Source organism: Aquimarina sp. MMG016, assembly GCF_018100805.1.
Classification (GTDB): Bacteria; Bacteroidota; Bacteroidia; order Flavobacteriales; family Flavobacteriaceae; genus Aquimarina.
Map to the genome: position 1 here is coordinate 184,748 of NZ_JAGJEA010000001.1, position 19,441 is coordinate 204,188.

The following is a 19,441-nucleotide window of genomic DNA, read 5'->3' on the forward strand; positions in this document are numbered from 1 at the left end:
ATAGTTTAAAGGCTATTTTTCATGTTTAATTTATCGAATACTCTTTTGGTTCAAAATTTTTCCCAATTCGTATAATAGTACCATCCTTTTTAATTATTAGCACATCATTATTATACATTGAAATATCAGCAGGTTGAAATTCTCCTTTATTAATTTTTATTTTACCTGGAATTAAAAAAACTCCTTCGCTAGTCATCAAATAGAACCTTTTTTTGTGACCTATCATCTTCAATACCTTCAAATCTAAATTGAAATCATATAAGTATGTATACTCCATATTATTTGGATCTAGTTGTGCAATGCCTTTTTCATCCAAATAGTATAAAGTTTTGTCTATTTTACAAAGGGCGTTAATATCACCATTAGGGTTAATAAATTGTTTCTCAGTATCTTTGAATTTTATTTTTAGACTATTCTTTTCTTTGTTATCTATCCAAGTAATCCAATTTTCATCAGAAACAAGATCTACTATTTGTCCCTCTGATTTGATATCAATTTTCAAAGAAACTCCATCCTCAGTAATTTTGAAAATACTTCCTGGAAGTAACCTTACGTAATCCTTATGCTTTGTGCTAATAGTATCCGAAAAAGTACTGTCCTTATTTGCTCCTGCTACATAAATCTCATTTCTTGATGTTGACAATGCTGTAATACATCCATCAAATAATCGTATGGATAGTTGTTTCTCGTATTTGGAATTCCACTTTAATAAATTTGTATTCCATTGCCCTACAGCTACAAATCCATTATTTAATGTTGCTATGTATGGTCTATCTAAGTCCGTTTTAGCTTTTTTTATTACTTCGTTTTCAGTATCTATCCATACCATTGTTCCCATATCACCTGCAACAAATATTTGATTATTATTAGTGGTTATGGCATGCCAGAAATCTCCATCAGAATTCATTGGCTGATTTTTTTTTATTTCTTTTTTAGTTTGACACTGAACAAAGCCTACAGACAAAATCAATAAAATAAGACTATTGATCCTAGTAATTTTCATTTACCAACTCCTTTTTTACCTATTTCTATAAATAAGCTTTTTCGTATTGTTGTCAATTGTCCTGGGGTAAGCTGATCAATTCCTGGACCTGTTATCTTCCTTTTTCCTCCTCTAGTCATTAAATTATTAGGATCATCAGAAGATGGGTGATCTAAACCAAGTGCATGTCCAACCTCATGAGCAAAAGTATCCTGTGCTCTTGCTTTAGAGTTCACAACTACCGAAGTACGATCATCCGGCATATTTCCTAAATCAGATTTTATCAATGCTTCACCTCTAGAGTCTGGCATATCCGGAACCCAATATCCTGTCATTCTTCCTTTCATACGGTTATGCTTAATTAGTTCTAATTCTTCAGCCGTGGCGGAAGAACCCGTAAATTCATCTAGAATCAAATTATTACCTATTACTTTTTTAGATTCTTCTTCACTTAAGGTTTTTGAATTTCCTTTTTCTATCTCAATACCGTGAGGGTTGTAAATTTCATTAGCCCGAGTAAAGTCCGCGTCAATTACATTAGTAGCCGGTTTCAACAATGTGGTTGGGATTACCACCTCCGTTGAAGATTTTAAAAGTTGAGATAACATCCCAAGAATCCCTAGTTTCCCTAGCCAGCTGAAAAAATTAGGATCATCTATAGCCGCTTTTAATGCTCTTTTAAAATCATCTCCGTTCAATTCGAACATCAATTTTTGAGCATTTTTTGCTTCTATTTTACTCATTTTATCTCCTTTTTTAAGAATTGCCAGCAACTGCGCCTCTTTACTGCCTGGTATTGGTGGTAGTGGATCAGTTCCTCTATCCACTGCATAATAAAGATCTAATGCTCCCATAGTCTGGCTTCCTACTATACCATCTACTACTAGAGCATTTGCTTTCTGATACTTTTTAACCGCCGTTTTGGTCTCATTGCCGAATTTACCATCGACGCCAAATTTAGGTAGTTTAAAACCGGCGTCTACCAATCCTTGCTGCAACCTTTCTACAGAAGAACCTGAACTTCCATTTTTTAAATATTCCTTTTTATCTAATACATTTTCTAATGTAGAATCCCCTCTAAAACGTGGAGACTTTAAATCTTTTTCTCCTGGTTGTCTCTTAATATCTGCTCCATTCTGCTGCACTACATGAGTTAATTCATGAGCAAGTAAATGTTTACCTTCAGTAGATTCAGGACTATATTTCCCAGAATTAAAATATACATCTTTTCCATATGTAAATGCTTGCGCACCTAATTCCTTATTCATTGTAACAGCATCTTGATCTGTATGTATATTTACGTCACTAAAGTCGCTTCCAAAAGAGGTTTCCATTTCTGATTGTGTATTTTCAGACATTCTTCTGCCTTGACCTGCTTTATTTTTAATCCTATTAGATAATCCTGTACTTGCTGTTTGATTAGCATTGGAATTGCTTTTGGTCTGTACTGTTTCCTCTTCTTCATTTTCCATTTTTTGTACTTTTTCCTCTTCTATTGGCTCTTCCTTCTTATTTACCATTTCTTCTTGTTCCTCAGCAGGTTGATCCATTTTATTCACCATCTCCTTATCTTCTGGTTCCTCCATCTTACTTGCCATTTCATCCTCTGGATCTTCATTTTTCATGGTACTTACCATCTCCTCTTCATTCTCCATTTGTTGAATTTCAGGTTTTTCTTGTACTAACTTGTCATCCTCCATTCGTTGCTCTGCAGTTCCTAATTTTTCATCTTCCTGCGGTGTTGCCAATGATTCTCTCTGAATAGAACTTATCTCTTTATTTTGAACATTAGGTTTGGTTGAATTGTTTACCACAGCATCAGCCATGCTATCTGCCTCCTTTTCATATTTATCACCTGGTTGTCCAACCGCCAATTTGGTCTGAACTTCTCCTCCATTGGCAACATTAAAAAATGGTTTTTTACCTTCCTTAGTGAAAAAAGGTGTTTCTCTATTTTCTTTGCCCTCATTACTATGTGGGAGTTTGTTTCTTCGACTGGAAAATGCACTCTTCATAGGTTCTAAGATTTTTTTGTTTAACTAAAATTTTGATAAAAACTCTTTTGTCAAATCATTGTAATCCTTTGCTCCATTAGCGTTTTTATCATAGGAATAAATATCCATACCCTTCTCCTGAGCATTTGCTAAGGAAATATTACTTCGTATATATGTTTTGAAAATCAAATCTTCAGAAAACTCCTCTTCAAGTTCTGACTTGATCTGTCGATTCATTTTTTTTCTTTTGTCATACTTTGTTAATACAAAACCTAATAACTCGATTCGTTTATTTAGTTTCTTTACCAATTCAAAATGTTTAAGAAAGCTTCTTAGACCTTTTAATGGTAAAAATTCTGCTTGTAACGGAATCATTACATAATCACTACTTACCAAAGCATTAATAGTTAACATACTCATTGACGGAGGGCAATCGATGAATATAAAATCATATCCTTTCAAAGGCTTTATCAGTTGTGAGAGTATTTGCTCTCTGCCATATACACTTGCTAACTCTAACTCTGCACCTGCTAAATCCAGTGATGAGGGTATTAAATCTAAATCAGAAGCAGTCATTAAAACATCAGTGATTTTTGTTTGTTCTCCAAAAGCTTCTTTTCTCAGCACAGTATATACAGAATCCTTAATATCTTCTGTAATGCCCAATGACTGTGTAAGATTAGATTGTGGATCAACATCAACAAGCAACACTTTTTTACCTTTCTTTTTAAGTCCTGCTGCCAAATTGATCGCTGTAGTTGTTTTACCTACTCCTCCCTTAAAATTAGCGATTGAGATTACTTTCATATTATGATTATTGCTTGGAGAATTTGTAATACAATTTAGCTATTATTTCCCATAACCGCAATGTATACTTATACTCTACAATTTCCTATCTTCTAGGATCTCCCCCTAATTCTGCATTAAAATATTGACATACTTTATCCCATACTTCACATCCTACTTTATTTCCTAGTTTACGACCTTCCATATCTCCATCTTTAAAATGAATACCTCCATACAACCTGGAAATACCAGCTTCACTTGCTGAATCCTTTAATGTATCCCATTCTATAGTAACATCTTCGGTAGGTGTACAACCAGGTTCTATTTTAGATCCTCCTTTGGGTATAGTCACATACTCTCCATATTTACCACTTTCACAGAAACTAGATAATACTTCTTCTGCAGCCGCACTAAACGTACTATGCCCTGAAACGTATTCTGCAAAAGGTGGTGTCGGAATATATGGTATCCAGTTTTCCCCTTCAATACTTTTGGTTCCTTCACAAGGTCCACCCCAAGCTTCTACAGTTTTTCCACGATATATGTCTCGAATAGCTGAAATTGGTCTTACATAATCATAATACACCTTGCAATCCCAGGCTGCAATACCAGCATCTAATAAAGCATTGGACAGCGCAAAGAACATTTTGATATCAAAAGCATTTTTATACCCATACATTCTGGATAGATATCTTGCTTGTCTACAACATTGTTCTGGTGGAGTTGCAGTTCTATTTGGGTCTCCGTCTTTTGGAGAATCTACAAACTTATCCTCGTGCATACCTGCCCAAAACTCAGCTACCAATTTTTGTTCATCAGTTAAACAAGCGCTATATTCTAAAACCATTTCTGCTTGCCTCTTATAGTCTTTACTGTTACATGAAGCTGGTGATTGTGGACGGAATTGTCCCGGCCAGCTTAGTGCAAAAGGTTTTACTAACCCCCAATGCGCTGTCAAAAAGTCTTGTGGCTTATTATTGACCAATTGTGGTTGCCAACGCTCCTCATACTTAAGTGGTTGTGGTACTGGAGGGTTGACCGGATGATAATTTGTGAAATCCGAATAGCGCCCATCTTCTAGTGTAGCATATTGATTAGAATTATCTCCGGCACGGCATTCTATAACCAGTTTAGCCGATAGGTTACCTAATCCTGCTGGGTTATTAGGCTCCAGATTTTTATCATCCGGGTCAAAATCACATTCGCACATAAAGTCTCGAAACATATTTTTTTTCTCTGCAGGTAAATCCAACCAGAATAACTCTTGCAATACAGTATATGCTGCATGACTATAAGCTCTTTCTCTATTGTGTTGGGTACATTGACTTTCGTGCTGTTTAAAACTGCTACCTGTTGTAGTACTTACTTCACATCCTCCATCGTTATATATTGTCCAGGCGTCATACATAGCGGTATGTACCATAGCTAATGCTCTGGCAGCTATCGTTGGTGGCATCCCAACATAGTGTATAGCGTCACAGGTCAATCGATTCCATATCTGGACTTCTGTTGGTGTATAATTGTCATCTGTTGCCATCTGTTTTAATATTTTTATTCTTTTGTATTACTTTTTTTATTATTTGTTTTTTTCAAGAAGTTGTGAACTTTATATAGCGATATAACAGTTTTAATCCTTAGTAAGGAAAAGACGTAAAACATTTCGAACACTATCTCCTTTAGAATCATCAATATACTCAGTTGCAGAAAGAAACACCTTGTTATCACCCCTCCACATATATTTTTTGAATTTGTGATAAGGCTGATTAAACACATTATCCGTTTCAACTATCTCTGGTTTTCCTAATTGATCCTCTAATCTTTGAATAATTTTATTTTTTGCTCCATCAAAATGCTTTGAATATTCCTCTAACTTGCCTTGTTGCGTTAATTTAAAGAAATCGGTTATTATCTCACCCCCGGAATCTTCCCAATAAATTTTTGGATATGCATACAAAAACAAATCGATAGAATTTATAGTATCTTCACCTTCTTTAAAACCATAATAAATAATGATTTCTTCCATTTCTCCTGTTTCTATAAAATACTCATAATGAGGAAGACTACCTAGAACTTCTTCATAATCAAACCCTTCAAGTTCTTTTACCTCATCCAAACTTGCTCCTAATGGAACCCCTCTAAAAAAGAATCCTTCTTCTTTTATGATATCATTATAAATTTCTGTTGCTATATCCATAAGTAACTAGTTATTTATGCTTTTCAATAATTTCTTTGCTTTTTCTGTAAAGGCATTATTTTTATTAATTATTATTTTGAGATAATTTTTAACTTCTGGAGTTTTAACACCACTCTCTATCAATATTAAAGCTTTATAAAACAATGCTTTATAATCACTTCTACTATCAGCTAAAACTAAATCTAACTCTTTTAAGGCATCATTTCTCTTCCCATAAGCTAATAGGGTCACTGCCTTGTCAGTTCTAATTTTATGATTTTTGGGATTTTCTTTTAGAATAAGATTCCATTGTCCTAACGCTTCTTCAAGCTTAGATGCTCCCAAATAAATAGATGCTAATAGTGACCTAACTTTTGAAGAACTTGGATTAACTGCTAAACTGTTTTTTATAGCAATCTCCGATAACCCAAAATTTTTATGGTGAAAGTGAATTAGTGCAATGTAATACCAGCTGATATCTTGATAATTTTCTTGTTTTGAAGCCTCTGAAAGAATATCCAAAGCTTGTTGATATTCTCTAAGCTCAATTAAATCCTTTGCCAGTTCAATTTTATAAAGTGGATCAGTACTATATTTATTAATAACATTACTCCATATTCGTGTAGAATCTATATACTTTTTTTGGTATTGATATAAAGAGGCAAGGCTTTTCCATGACATAAGTGAATCAGGATTTAACTCGATACTTCTTATATAATTATCCTCTGCTTCTTTTAGCAGATTTTGATTTGCAAAAGTGTGTCCAAGGTTCAATACATACGTAGCATTTTCCTCTTTTTTTATTGCTCTCTTGAATAACTTTCTTGCTTTTTCATACTCTTTTTCCTGAAGTAGAAGCATACCCATGTTATTCAAAGTAGTTGCATAATCTGGTGATATTGACAAAGCTTCCTGATATTTATTCTTAGCCTTATCAAAACTGCCTTTCAAAAAATGCTTAACGCCTTCATTATTTAACAACTCTACTTGTGTACTCATAAGTTCAATCTTTATTAGTCAAAAATTTGGTCTTTAACATTGGTTGCCAGTCCTTTTGCCATATCTATAATATCTAAGTCAGGATAAATCACTTCGATATCATCAAACGACATATCAAAAGGTTCTCCTTCTCTATATCTTACTGGGAACACAATTCCAAATTGGATATCTGGCCCCCAAGAGAATGATGCAAGATTATACCTCCAGGTTTCGGATATTTCTGTTATCCATAGATCCAAGCTTGCTCTAGCAAATGCATTGATGTCAAAAGTAAATTTAGGATTTACGGTGACTCTTCCTTCTGCATCTATTGCCAAGCCCGTTTGTGGACTCCAATTTACATCCACTGCTGCAGAGGCTTCTCCTTCTAATCCTAAAGTACCAGCTATTTCTATCCCTCCCGTCAAACTAGCAATACCTATACTTACCCCTAATCCTAGATCTCCACTTAAGGTAAGGCCTGCATCTGCAGGTATGGCAAAAACCCCTCTACCGTGTATAGTAGTTTCTTCTTCTCTATCAGGATTATATGTTACCTCAGCAAATAGTTCTCTTAATTGTCCGGGACCAAAACCTGCAGAGAAATCTAAGCCACCTGTGATCCTTGCTACTAATCCAATACTTCTTGGACCTAATGGTATAGCAAAAATTGGAATCTCTATCGCTGGCGCTCTAAATAAGTTTCTATCAATTGATTTGCGGTCGAATACATCTACAGTATTTGGCAATCCTATTCTTCCTGTAACTTCTATCTCTCCATTTGGCAGAAATTTAACTCCTGCAGTTGCCTGTAGCCAAGGTGTAAGGGTTAACGTCAAGCTTCCACCACCATATACTCTCATAGTATCATCAGGTTCTCCGGATGGTTGACCATCATCTCCAATAGCTCTATTTGTAGCTCCAACATTTACCGTACCGCTTAGCATTCCTCTACTATATGCTGCGGATCCTTCTATCGTCAAAGCTCCATTATCATACGTTATTGTCAATTGTGAATTGATCCCTGGGATATCAGGTTGAGCTGTACCAGATACCATAACATTATACCCTTCCTCGCCATTTTGCTTGCTCACGGTAGCAGAAACACTTCCACTTCGTATTCCCGGAACATCATCTCTTAACTGGAATTCACCCCCAATAGAGAATCCTTCATCATTATAGGTTGCAGTCATTGAGCCTCTCTGGATACCCGGAATATCTAATTCTGCCTCTCCAGTTGCCGTAAACGTATTTTCGCTATACGTAGCAGTAATGGTTGCACTTTTTACTCCTCTTACTTTTCCTTCAGGAATTCCTATAGAACCTGTCACTGTTAGCACTTCATTTTCATAAGACACCTCTATGCTAGCGGGATCGAAGAGCTCTGAATCAAAATTAAACCCACCGGCTAAAGCAAAACCTCCTTCGGTAGAGAAATTACCTCTAAGAAACCCTTCCCCAACGTGATTTATTTTAAAGTTCATCTCTCCATTAATTCCGAAGCCTTCAGTTCCGGCAAAAACTTCAAGAGATGAATTTGTTACCTCAAAAGGAGAAGGAAAATTATAGTCATTTTTAGTAAACAGTTTACGCAATCTAGCTCCTTGTTCATCAATTACGAGTTCGATCCCTGCGTCACTCAATAATGGAATGGATGGCATTACTTGCCCTCTTGCTCTCAATCCAATATTATCATCTAATGAAGCTTCTGTTAGCGTAATAGGGCTCAAATGTTTAAATTCTAAAGCGTGCAATGCCGCTTGTAGTACACTATCTCTGGTAATATAACCTCCATAAGATACCCCAGCTATAGGACGAACATCATACGCCAAGTTTGTTTTTTCTCTAATCATTCCCCTAGATCCCGGAAAAGCAGTACAAACAATAGTGCCGCTTCCTCCTTGATTTCCTTCTCCAGATGTTGAATTATATGTTACAGTATTAATTATAATCATTGCACCACCACGTCTACCTATTGGAGCATTTAGTCCATCTTTCCTACCACTAGCCTGTGCTTGTTCATCCCAAGGAATTCTAATAGGTCTTCCTCCTGTCTGATTAGTAAACAATAACAATTCATCAGGGCTTCCTCTTAATCCTGCTGCATCTACCTCTGATTCTGTAAGAAATTTTAATCCTTGGAGATGATGTCCATCCTTAATTCTATCCATTTCCCAATTTTGACGAGGATTTCCAGTTCCATCCATACTAGAATCTGCTCTAACACCATTCTCAACCACGACATCATAGTTAGTTTTTACGTCATCATAAGATGATGGTGGATTAATTAAGTTGGGCCCTCCTAAGCGTATTAATTCTTCTACTTTCCTTTGTTTAGAATTATTGATATGTGATCCTGAGGATCTATTGGCCGATGATTCTAACATCCACATATTAGAAGTATCAGTTTCTGCACCGCCTAATTGTATCTCTCGTTTGTGATCTACATCATGAGGAATATACTGACCTCGTCTATCCCAGTATGGTCTAGATGCTCTTTGTTTTATCGTATCTATACTTCCAAAGATCACACCTGAATCTCCTTCTTGTTGATGACCGGCCTCTCTGCGCTGTGCTCTTGACCCTCCTTTAAGAACCAAATAAAATATCTGTTCTCCATTGAATGAGAGATTGGGTGCATTAGAACTGGCTGCATAACTTGTAAATCTCCTTGTAAAAGTCCCTCCGGTCATAGCATCTCTTTCCCATTCAGGGAGATGGTTATTATTTCTTGGAAAACCTCCTTTTGGAATAGTAAAACGTGTTGATGGACCAAAACCTGCCTTAAAAGTCGGTACAGAAAGGTTTGGAACAGTCAACGTTTTGCTTTGGGTATTTATGGATCCTTTTTCGGGATGAGTATACTCATGGGTTGGGGTAACTACATCTTCAGTAGTTTCTGTACTTCCTGTACTTGGTGTTTGTGTAGTTTCACCATTTTTCTGAATCATTTTAGTTTGCACCGAACTTCCTTGCTGAACTGTGTGGGTTAATTCATGTGCTAATAAATGTTTTCCGGAAGTAGAATTAGTATCATATTTACCTTGATTGAAATAAATATCACTACCATGAGTAAATGCCTGGGCTCCTAATTCTTTACTCATTTGCACTGCATTACTTCCTGTATGAACTCGAACATCATTAAAATCTGCTCCCATCGCAGACCCCATGCTTTCCTGAGTATCAGAAGACAATGGACTTCCTCCTCCTTTGCTATCATTAAGACGGCTTTCTAAATCTGGAGAAGCGCTTTTTGTAGCATCATCTGATTTTGTTTGAATATTTTCTTCTGTTTCTTCAAGCTCTTCTTCTTTTTTCTGTAGTTCTTCTTCTGACTGGTCAGCTATTTTAGAAGCCTGAATAGAAGGTGCATTTATTAACTTAGATTGTATTTCCGGCTCTGGTTCTGCATTACTTTCAAAAATAGGTTTACGCTGTAAGCTTTCTTCAGTTTCTTTTATTTCTTCTTCTTTTTTCTGCAATTCTTCTTCTCCATCAATTTTAGGTTTTGTTTGTATGGTTGAAAAAGAATTTATCGAATTTGCAGTGTTAGAAGTTTCTGGGGTACTTGAAGATGTGGCAGGATTATTTAATTGCCTTACTACTCGATCTGCTACAGTTTCTGCTTCAACTTCATATTTATCGTTAGGTTGCCCAACAGTAAGTTTTGGTTGAATTGTATTAGGATTAAAAAAAGATTGTGAAGACTCTCTAGGTTTAGAGAAAAAACTATCCTTCCCATCTTTATTAAAGAAAGGTTCTCGCTTGGCCTGAACAATTGGTTGTGCAGAACTTGTTTTATTTGATTCAGTAGTCTTCAGTTTATTTTTTATTTTTTATCTCCACTCTACCTTTAACATTTCTTTCATCCAAGGGAGTTTAATGATACTTATATTCCAAGGCAGTTTATCTAATAAAATATCCAGAGTTTTTTGTTCTATATATAATTTCCATCCTGTTTGTTCTCTTTCTAATTTCCCTTCTCTACTTAAAAAACCTTCGCGTAAACCATCTGGTGATGTTCCACCTAAAGCTCCCCAATGTTCTACAACAGCTTGTAATAAAGCATCTGATTCTTCTTTTTCTTTCTCAGTTATAATCAAAGTATGATCTAATGGAATATTTGTAGGCATCTCACAAAGGAATTTTGATAGCACCATATCATATTCCTTTGGTTGTTCCTCTCCAGTTGCTAAAAAATGTAAAAGGAGCACGGCTTTGCTTCTGGTTACATGGTTTATAAAATCTTTTCCTTCTATAAGATTTAGCTTTTTAAAAAAATGACTTAAAAAAGGATGAAGTAATACCATTCCTGCATTTTTAAAATATTGAGGCGACACTAATTCTTCATTAGAAATAATATCTTCTTCAACGGTTTCCTCTTTTAATGAATCTTTTCTATTTTCAATCTCATCTTTGATTGCCGCACCATCCTCCACTTCTTCATAAATTGTATCTTTATCAAATATTTCGATTAACGTAGCATAGTCTTTACTTTTCTTTTTCTGTACTTCTTCTTTAACTATTTTTTGTAATTGAATACCATTTATTACGTTCTCTAATACCAGTTGATTTATCGTTTCTTTTACTATGGAGATTGTATTTATTTTTTGTCTTTTAAAGATTACTATTTCAAAGATTTCTTTCCATATTTTGATTTCTAACTCTCTGAAGCTTATTAGCAAACTATCTTGAACAATTGATTTATGCCTAACAAATATCTGCTCGATTTCATCAAATACTTTTAATAGACTTGCTTGAGAAAATCCGGTATACAATTCTACAATAGATTTTAAATCCTGCGATGAATGTTGTAGAATCAATCTTTGTGAAGCTACTGATGATTTCTTTAGTTTTTTTTCTAAAATCGTAACTGCATCTATATCTAACCCTAAGGTTTCTAACACTGATGTTATCCAATCATTTTCTGGTGGAATGACATAAGATGGTAATACACCTTTCCCTAACCAATGTAACCACGCTTCAAAATAATACCTTCTAAGGGGTTGGTTAATAGCTTCTTTTGGTAATCTCCTTTCTATATGGTTTGTTTCTTTATCATATAAACTTCCATTTGTATATTTCTGTTCAACTTCAGAAGTTTTCTTATTCAAAAATTCATTTCTATCACCATTTAAAAATTTTTGAATCTGTTTTCTGTTAAATGGTTTTTTTATATTCTTCTTACTATCGATGTTTTTTAATTTATCTTCTATGGTTTCTTTTAAGAGTAAAACTATCTTGTCAATTATTTTATTAAAATCCCCATTTTCTAAATTGATATCACCAATATCAACCTCTATACTATCCAATAGAATCATTGTGTTTTTATCAACTAGAGTGTCAAAAAGTTTATTCAAAGCAGGAGATAGTTCTTTCTGAACCAGTTGACTCATCTTTTGCTGAATGGCATAGGCATCCTTGGAAGAATTAATTTCTAATTCTAGAATTTGTTTTCCAATAAGATGTTTCTGCATCATAAACTACTTTACTATCTTTTTTAGTTGTGCTAAAGGCTTTTTATTTGCCTTGGCACCTAATGCGGCACTGTTCCATTCTTTATCTAATTCTTTTAATGACAACCCTTTATCTTTAAGGTTTTTAAGTCTTTTTTGAAGATGATCGATATTTTCTTTACTTATTTCTTCTTTTTCGTCTAAAACTAGTTTATCAAATAAATGCCAAGTCGCATTTTTTATTAATACCATGAAATTTTGATCGTTATCCTTTTGCAAACTATATCTATCAAAAAAGTCAACCAGTTTATTGTACTCTGTAATCGTAGGTATATTCTGAAGAAAAAACATAGCTCTATCATAACTTTTGGTTTTTTTCATACTATCATTTGCTATAGCTTGAGCATTAGAGATATATTTTGGTTTTCTTTTTCTGATTACAGCTAAATCATCTTTTTTTGGTTTTGAATGTGTGATCTTTTTCTTTGTAACCTTCTTCTTAGTTGTTTTTCTAGCACTCTTTACTGTAGGCTTTTTCTCTGATTCCTCTTTTGTTTTTTGTTTAGCCTTCGTATTTTCTTTATTTTCAGTTTTCAATTTTTCAAGATCAGCTTTAGCTACCTCATCTTTAATTGACACTTCAGAAACCGAAGCCTGTTCATAGTTTTGATCAAAAATATCAGTACAGTTACCCCAGAAGATACTTCCAGAACTTTCTTCAGGAATAATTTTTCCATCATCGTTACAGTTACAATCTCCGCCTTCGTCGGGAATAGAAGAACAAGGGGGTTCTGACTCTAAATCTCTAATACAATTTGACACTAAACAATAGGGAAGCGTCTCGTTAGGGTTACATCGTTTACGATCCTTATCAGGGTCAGGATCTTGTAACCATAATAACCATTTATGATATGCATCTTCAAACTTACATAAGTTGCTTGGACTAAGCCATAAAATATTCAATCCAACCAAAGCTGGTACTTCTTTATACAAAAAATCTTCAAACGCTTCTCTTTTTTCCTGGGTTCTAAATCGTTTACTCCAGGCTGGTAATATCAAAGTTGCCCAAAAAGAATATGGATCACTACCAGGTATATAATTAATCTTTGGTGCGTTATCCGTACCTGAACATGGATCACCTTCATCCAAATCAAGCTGCCATTCTATACAACAATCATAATCCGGGCAGACTGGAAGTAGGCAACTATTATAGTTATATTCACCTTCTCCATCATAATCATATCCTTCTCCACATATAGTACCAGGCTTAGGTCTAAGTAAAATATGTTCTAATAAATGCATTCCTACATCTGTTACACAATCCTTTGTAACTTCAATAGCATCTTTAACCTCCTGCAAACTATCATATTGTTGCGGATGATATGCCAACTCTTTGCTTTTATCTACTATTTGGAAAGAATATGGGCCATACTCAGATTTCGAAATACATTCTATCGAATACGATCTATCTGTATCATTAATCAATATACAAAACTCTAAAAATGCCTGTAGTGCCTCTGTGCGACATGAATAATTATTACTACTAACAAAAGGATATGGATCATTACAAGGTTTAATTTCTCCTGCAACGTCTGGTTCGCAACCGCAAGGTTGTAAGCCATCTGGGGTTATATCTATATCATTTTTTACGTCATATAATCGGTAACCATATCCATTATCTGTTTTATATATAGGAAAGTGGCTTGCCAGATCTTTTACAACATCATGCTTAAAATCGTATTGATCAATTAAATTATATACTCTGGTATCGTCTTTATACTTTTCTTTTAAAAATGATTTAATAGCTTGATTTCTGGCTTCATCATCTTTTGTGGCACAAATATTTAAACTATCTCGAAGACAAAACATAAAATCACAAAATTCTTCTTCAGAATAGCCATATCCAATCCAAAATAAAAAATCACTTCCTGGACGAGTACCTCCACCATCAGATGGTTTGCCAGTGATATATTCATCCCAGTTAAGGTTTTTTAATTTTAAAACCCATTGATTAATTTGATCATCTCGGATAACTTTAGAATCATAATAACAACTATGATCTACTACAAAATAACCTGGTGAAACTACCTTAAATTTCCAGCATTCTTGTTCACAAATAGTTATATAATTTTTATCATCTTCTGCTGCATATATAAATTCTCTAACTCCGCCCGGAATACAATTACCGCAACTATCCTGGTTGTCATCTGAGAATACATCATCCCAAGCTTTTTCTGGAGCATCAAAATCCTGACTACTTTCTGCCAAAACCTCTACCAAACCAACATAAAAATCTCCTTTATCGCAGAATACCCTGCAATTATTAGAAGTTCCGGCCAGATTATAAAAATAGATGTATGCATCAATTGCTTCCTGAACATTATCATAACAACCTTCACTCTCCCATATTATGTTTCTAAAATGATCATCTTCTGCTCTTCTAGGACTATCTCCTATAACTATAGTGTTCTGCGGAATTACAACTCTATACTTATAAGTGAGATCCCCAGTATTATTTTCTTCTGAAGCTGTATAAATAGGATATAAATTTGCTGAGCGACAATAATGACTAACGATATCATCTCCACTTGCTTCAACAGCATCCCTAATCTTCTTAGGAATTACTACTAAAAAAGACTCGTTATCACATGATTTTGATTCGGGATCTTTATAAACTTCCTCAACATTTATTTTCCCTGAACTTGTATATTCTTCTCTATGGGTAGCAAGCTGTATTACATCCAGCCATTGTTTACTCCACGCCTCTTCAGCTTCTAATGCACTACCATATCCTACATAGCTTATTAATATGAATTCTTTATTATAAATATCATTAAACTCCACTTGGTAGTGATATCGATTAGGGCTTCCTTCTGGACAAACAACTACACTTTTTTTAGGGCATTGTCTTAAATCTATTGGAGGAATAATATCACAAATAATTGCTTTAATTCTTTCGGCTTGTGCTTCTTCAGAAAATGTATTCGGATTAATAGCTAAAGGAGCATTTTTCTTGTAAAGTCTCCATTCATAACCCCCACTTTGATTTTCTACCATTTCCTGAGTGACAAAGTTTTCTCTTGGGGTCAGTTTTTTAGTATATATTTTTGAAATATAACTAACTAAAGCCCTTGCTTTTTCCAGTGATGGTTTTTCTTTTTGATACCCTCCAGCTAATGGAGTCTCAGAACCTGAAAGATACAATCCATATTCATTGTCACTTCTAGGAGAAACCTTGAATATTACTCCTGGTAGATTTCTAACAAACTCTGTGTATGCAGTTGAAGCATTCTCGTCTGTTTTAAAAGTATTTGTACTTATGAATAGTGGTTCTAAATCATTTTGTTCATTACTTATACCATAGATGAACTTGTATTGAGAAGGAGTTGCAACTATAGCAAAATCGTAACAATAAGGCACAAAAATCTCATTATTAGGCTTTTGTGCTTCAACCTGTACTGTTTTATCAAAATCTGCTTGTGCTCTGGCTTTTGAAGAAAATTCTGACTGTGACTTCAATACTTTTTCTTCATCTTTTAACAATGACCAGATATATCTTCTCGGTTGTTCTCTAACATACACCGGAAGTGTATTATTTTTGAAATAACGCATCACTACGTTTAATGCTTTGCTACGATCTGTGGCTGTTTCAAAATGATCGGGAGGTAAAGCCAAAAACGAATTATACTGATCAAGAAGTATATAATTATATTCCGGATTACCTTGATCTCCCGACAGCAAATAATTCTTTTTACTTACTCCAAATTTAAAGACTGTTTCTAATTGTTGCAGTGCTTCTTTTTCAGAACCATATACACAATAGCTTTTGAGTATTTGAACTTTATCTTTTCCTAAGACCTGAAAACCAAACTTGTCTTTTTCATTATCATATTCAGGTTTTGTAATTCTATTACTAAAAACAGCTACACAATCCTCAATAACGGTATCTATATTACAATCAGCAAGGCCAATTTTATTGGAAATAGCAATGGCATTTCCTTTTTCATTTTTAAGTTTTACCCTAATAAAATCTTCTTCTTTTTCTAAAAAGTAATTTGTTTTTGCGCTTCCCAGAACTTTTGCTTGTCGCCAAGCAGTAACAGCTTTATAGCCATCAGGATAACAATCTAATCCAAGGATTGATATATTTTCATCAATACCGAGTCGCCATTTTACACCAGCTTCATGTGTAGTAAGGTAATTACCCAGTTTCGCTTCACGAACCATATTATTCCAGGCTTCGTCATACTCTTCGAATACCTGCTCGCTAGTAGTTTTTTCTTTAGCATTATTATCATTAACATGCCATTTCCACGTTATTAATGTTTCTATATTACAGGGTAATGCATTAACATCTAAATAACTATTTTCTTTCTCCAGAGGTAATAATCTAAATTCTTTTTTATCCTCTTTATCAACAATCAAATTTTGTTTATTAATGTCTGTAATAAAAACATCTTTTTTATCAATTGCCGCCTTTTCTGATTTCATCTTAGTACTCTTACTAAGTACTACAACTTCATCATGAGTATTTCTTAACTCCTGATGATAATTATGACTGGTAATAATAATATTTTCATCAGCTGGTTTTTCAGAGAATATTCGATGTATGGCACTTGGATCAAACCCATTGAGGTCTTTTTCTAATCGCTTGTATGATTCCGGATTACGTAATTGCCCTAGTATTTTTCTAGCCGTTCCGTGAAGTTCTTCTATATTTTCATAACCTCTGTTACTTTTAAAAAGTACATTACCAGACCAATCTTTTAATATAATTCTGAAATTCTGAATCACTTCAAAATTGCATAAGTTACGACGCTGATAATTTCCTATTCCGGATAATAGTGCTATTCGTTTTTCAAAACCAGACACATTATCTGTGTTCCAAGATGGTTCCAAATAGTTAAATGCTTTTCCTCTATTACGACTTACTTCTGCAAATTCATTAATATATTTTGACTGATCATCTATTTCATCTTGAACATGGTTTTGGGTATTGATTTTATTTTGATATTGTAAAATAGTATAATCAGTAAATTCTTCTCCAAATCTAGCTAACAAGTGATCTAAAAACTGCTTACGTCTAATCACATACTCATCCTTATTCTCTGTCAATTCCTGAATTATATCAATGTAAGACAAAGGAGTAAAGATGATACCAAAATAATGTTGATCAGCTGTCAGATCTTCTGAAGCGTTAGTAATTAGATTATAATTTTTACTCATCGAAGCTATGAAAGCAATATTTTTAGCTTCTTGTTGAGCTTCGATACTAGAAGAATATCTTCTTGTTCCAACTATTACAATATCATTTGGTAATGTAGCTTGAATCACAAAAAAGTATCCTCTGCGATCTGCTAAAACTTCTATATTAAAATTATTATTGAAGAATGAATCAACTAATTGATTTATATATATCGTTCTCAATCCTGCAGATGGTACACTAAATAATTCCAGCAATGCATTGTTATCATTACAGTAATTATCTATTGTCAATTCAATACTAGAGTTATTTTTTAATTGATCTAGAACGTCTTTCCATTTTTCATCATTGGCCACAGGAACAGCTAATAATGAACCCCCAGAAACAGAATCTCCATTATCATAAAACCTTAACAGCTTTTCAAAATTGGGGATTGAATCAGGGATCTGTGTGAAATATGTTCGCTTTTCTTCTTTGGTTCTTTCTTTTTCGACTTTTAGAGAAAACAGAGACCTGATATTAGATAGTTGAGAAGTATAATTGGCAAGCATCTGATCATAAAACATCAAATACCCCTTTAATTGTAATGCTTGAGTTTTACGAAGTAATGTCGAACTTTCTGGTAATCCATCTTCTCCGATTCCGTAGACCACCGGGAAATCGTTCTGGATAGAAAAGTATTCTTCTAAATCATCCCTACATACTCCACCGGGTATTTTTGTATTTAGACTATCCATAGGCATTTCAAACTGCTTAAGGATAGAGAAAGCTCTATGTATTTTGGGTTTATCCACCCTTAGAGAGCCATTAACATTATATAAATCAATACATGTTTTTTCTAGAGAAAAAACAGGCACGTTATTTTCTTCTATTTTATATTCCCATTCAGAAATTTTAATAAGCCCAGAGTTTCCTTTAACAGCTATATTTTTAATCTTTCTAACACCATCAATACTCAAAATCGTATGATAAAGATCTGATAAGTAAATTCTATCTCGCCTATCAAAACCTTCTAATTCTTCAGTATCCACAAAACCAAAGCTTTCTTCTAAGTATGGTCTTCCTGCAAAAATATCATCGATCGTTTTACCTTTATCCAGTAACTCTTGAAGGGTATAATATTTGATTTCGGGTTGGATATAATTTTTTATTTTGGTAAAAACCTCGGCATATACTTTTTCAGCCTCAAAATCAGCATGTATTTCAACCTCGACACAAACCCCAATTTCTATAGGAGCCAGTATTTCTATACCAACAAAATCTTCGCATAAATTTCGGTGTTGCGACAGCAATGTTTTAATATCATCTTCAAGATTATCATTAACTACTTCATTATCTTTTTCTATATAGACTTGATAAAGACCATTCAGTTCAATTTTTTGATATCCATTCCTTCTTTTTAGATCATTAGATTCTTTTCTGACATCTATTATTCCTCCATCACAAAACAAAGTATTACTATATCCATCCAGGAATAAGTCCCGCTCTTGTCGTACTGGTTCTAACCAAGCATTTCTAACTCCTTTAACTTCTAGTAATAATTTTCTGTAATCAGTAATGGTTACAGGATTAATAGTAAGTATATCTAACGGGGTTAAAAAATTATCATCTTCGCTATTATTCTGAACGGCAATTAGATCCTCGAAAGGAAGATTTGTTTTGTAGCCCAGATCCATCAAGGCATATACCAACATTTCTAAAATGGTAATCCCCGGATCGTGCGTATTATGATCTGTCCATATCTTTCCTGATAGACTTCCTATATGTTCTAAACCTTCTTTTCTAAGTTTTTCAAAATCTAAATACTCAGGAATATCCGGATCATTTTGATTAATAACGGTTATATTATTATTCACTACTTCTGCCATA

General features: G+C 34.1%; 10 protein-coding genes. 1 reads left to right on the forward strand and 9 read right to left on the reverse strand.

The annotated features are described in order from the left end of the window. Window positions 1–25: 25 nt before the first annotated feature. The 7 genes from J8M14_RS00755 to J8M14_RS00785 form a co-directional block, all read right to left on the reverse strand. On the reverse strand, window positions 26–1,003 hold the full coding sequence (locus tag J8M14_RS00755) for a hypothetical protein (protein ID WP_211072436.1): 978 nt from the start codon (window positions 1,001–1,003) through the stop codon (window positions 26–28). Beyond that, window positions 1,000–2,997, reverse strand: coding sequence for a DUF4157 domain-containing protein (locus J8M14_RS00760; RefSeq protein WP_211072437.1), 1,998 nt, complete (start codon window positions 2,995–2,997; stop codon window positions 1,000–1,002). Before J8M14_RS00760 ends, J8M14_RS00755 begins: the two co-directional genes overlap by 4 nt. Window positions 2,998–3,021: 24 nt before the next feature. Next, the gene (locus J8M14_RS00765) at window positions 3,022–3,783 is read right to left on the reverse strand and encodes a ParA family protein (protein ID WP_211072438.1); all 762 of its coding nucleotides are present in this window, start codon (window positions 3,781–3,783) and stop codon (window positions 3,022–3,024) included. A gap of 85 nt (window positions 3,784–3,868) precedes the next feature. Beyond that, window positions 3,869–5,299 carry a vanadium-dependent haloperoxidase gene (locus tag J8M14_RS00770; RefSeq protein WP_211072439.1) on the reverse strand — a complete coding sequence of 477 codons (1,431 nt, stop codon included), beginning with the start codon at window positions 5,297–5,299 and terminating at the stop codon, window positions 3,869–3,871. 90 nt (window positions 5,300–5,389) lie between these two features. Beyond that, window positions 5,390–5,956: a hypothetical protein gene (locus J8M14_RS00775; RefSeq protein ID WP_211072440.1), complete on the reverse strand. Its 567-nt coding sequence runs from the start codon at window positions 5,954–5,956 to the stop codon at window positions 5,390–5,392. Between the two features lie 6 nt (window positions 5,957–5,962). Continuing rightward, complete coding sequence (locus tag J8M14_RS00780) at window positions 5,963–6,934, reverse strand: tetratricopeptide repeat protein (protein WP_211072441.1); 972 nt, start codon at window positions 6,932–6,934, stop codon at window positions 5,963–5,965. A 14-nt stretch (window positions 6,935–6,948) separates the two neighbouring features. Beyond that, a complete protein-coding gene (locus tag J8M14_RS00785) occupies window positions 6,949–10,395 on the reverse strand; it encodes a DUF4157 domain-containing protein (protein ID WP_211072442.1) in 3,447 nt (1,148 codons plus the stop codon). 34 nt (window positions 10,396–10,429) lie between these two features. Here J8M14_RS00785 and J8M14_RS00790 point away from each other — a divergent pair, with 34 nt between their 5' ends. Continuing rightward, window positions 10,430–10,588, forward strand: a complete 159-nt coding sequence (locus J8M14_RS00790) for a hypothetical protein (protein WP_211072443.1) — start codon at window positions 10,430–10,432, stop codon at window positions 10,586–10,588. A gap of 161 nt (window positions 10,589–10,749) precedes the next feature. On the opposite strand, the gene J8M14_RS00795 is transcribed toward J8M14_RS00790, so the two are convergent. Then, window positions 10,750–12,390 (reverse strand): contractile injection system tape measure protein, encoded by a 1,641-nt coding sequence (locus tag J8M14_RS00795; protein WP_211072444.1) that lies wholly within the window; start codon window positions 12,388–12,390, stop codon window positions 10,750–10,752. Window positions 12,391–12,396: 6 nt separating this feature from the next. After that, window positions 12,397–19,440 (reverse strand): hypothetical protein, encoded by a 7,044-nt coding sequence (locus tag J8M14_RS00800; RefSeq protein WP_211072445.1) that lies wholly within the window; start codon window positions 19,438–19,440, stop codon window positions 12,397–12,399. Window position 19,441: the final 1 nt, after the last annotated feature.

Excerpts from the sequence above, each read along its gene's own strand:
- J8M14_RS00755 (WP_211072436.1), bottom strand. The coding sequence starts at position 1,003 with ATGAAAATTACTAGGATCAATAGTCTTATTTTATTGATTTTGTCTGTA.
- J8M14_RS00760 (WP_211072437.1), bottom strand. The coding sequence starts at position 2,997 with ATGAAGAGTGCATTTTCCAGTCGAAGAAACAAACTCCCACATAGTAAT.
- J8M14_RS00765 (WP_211072438.1), bottom strand. The coding sequence starts at position 3,783 with ATGAAAGTAATCTCAATCGCTAATTTTAAGGGAGGAGTAGGTAAAACA.
- J8M14_RS00770 (WP_211072439.1), bottom strand. The coding sequence starts at position 5,299 with ATGGCAACAGATGACAATTATACACCAACAGAAGTCCAGATATGGAAT.
- J8M14_RS00775 (WP_211072440.1), bottom strand. The coding sequence starts at position 5,956 with ATGGATATAGCAACAGAAATTTATAATGATATCATAAAAGAAGAAGGA.
- J8M14_RS00780 (WP_211072441.1), bottom strand. The coding sequence starts at position 6,934 with ATGAGTACACAAGTAGAGTTGTTAAATAATGAAGGCGTTAAGCATTTT.
- J8M14_RS00790 (WP_211072443.1), top strand. The coding sequence starts at position 10,430 with ATGGTTGAAAAAGAATTTATCGAATTTGCAGTGTTAGAAGTTTCTGGG.
- J8M14_RS00795 (WP_211072444.1), bottom strand. The coding sequence starts at position 12,390 with ATGCAGAAACATCTTATTGGAAAACAAATTCTAGAATTAGAAATTAAT.
- J8M14_RS00800 (WP_211072445.1), bottom strand. The coding sequence starts at position 19,440 with ATGGCAGAAGTAGTGAATAATAATATAACCGTTATTAATCAAAATGAT.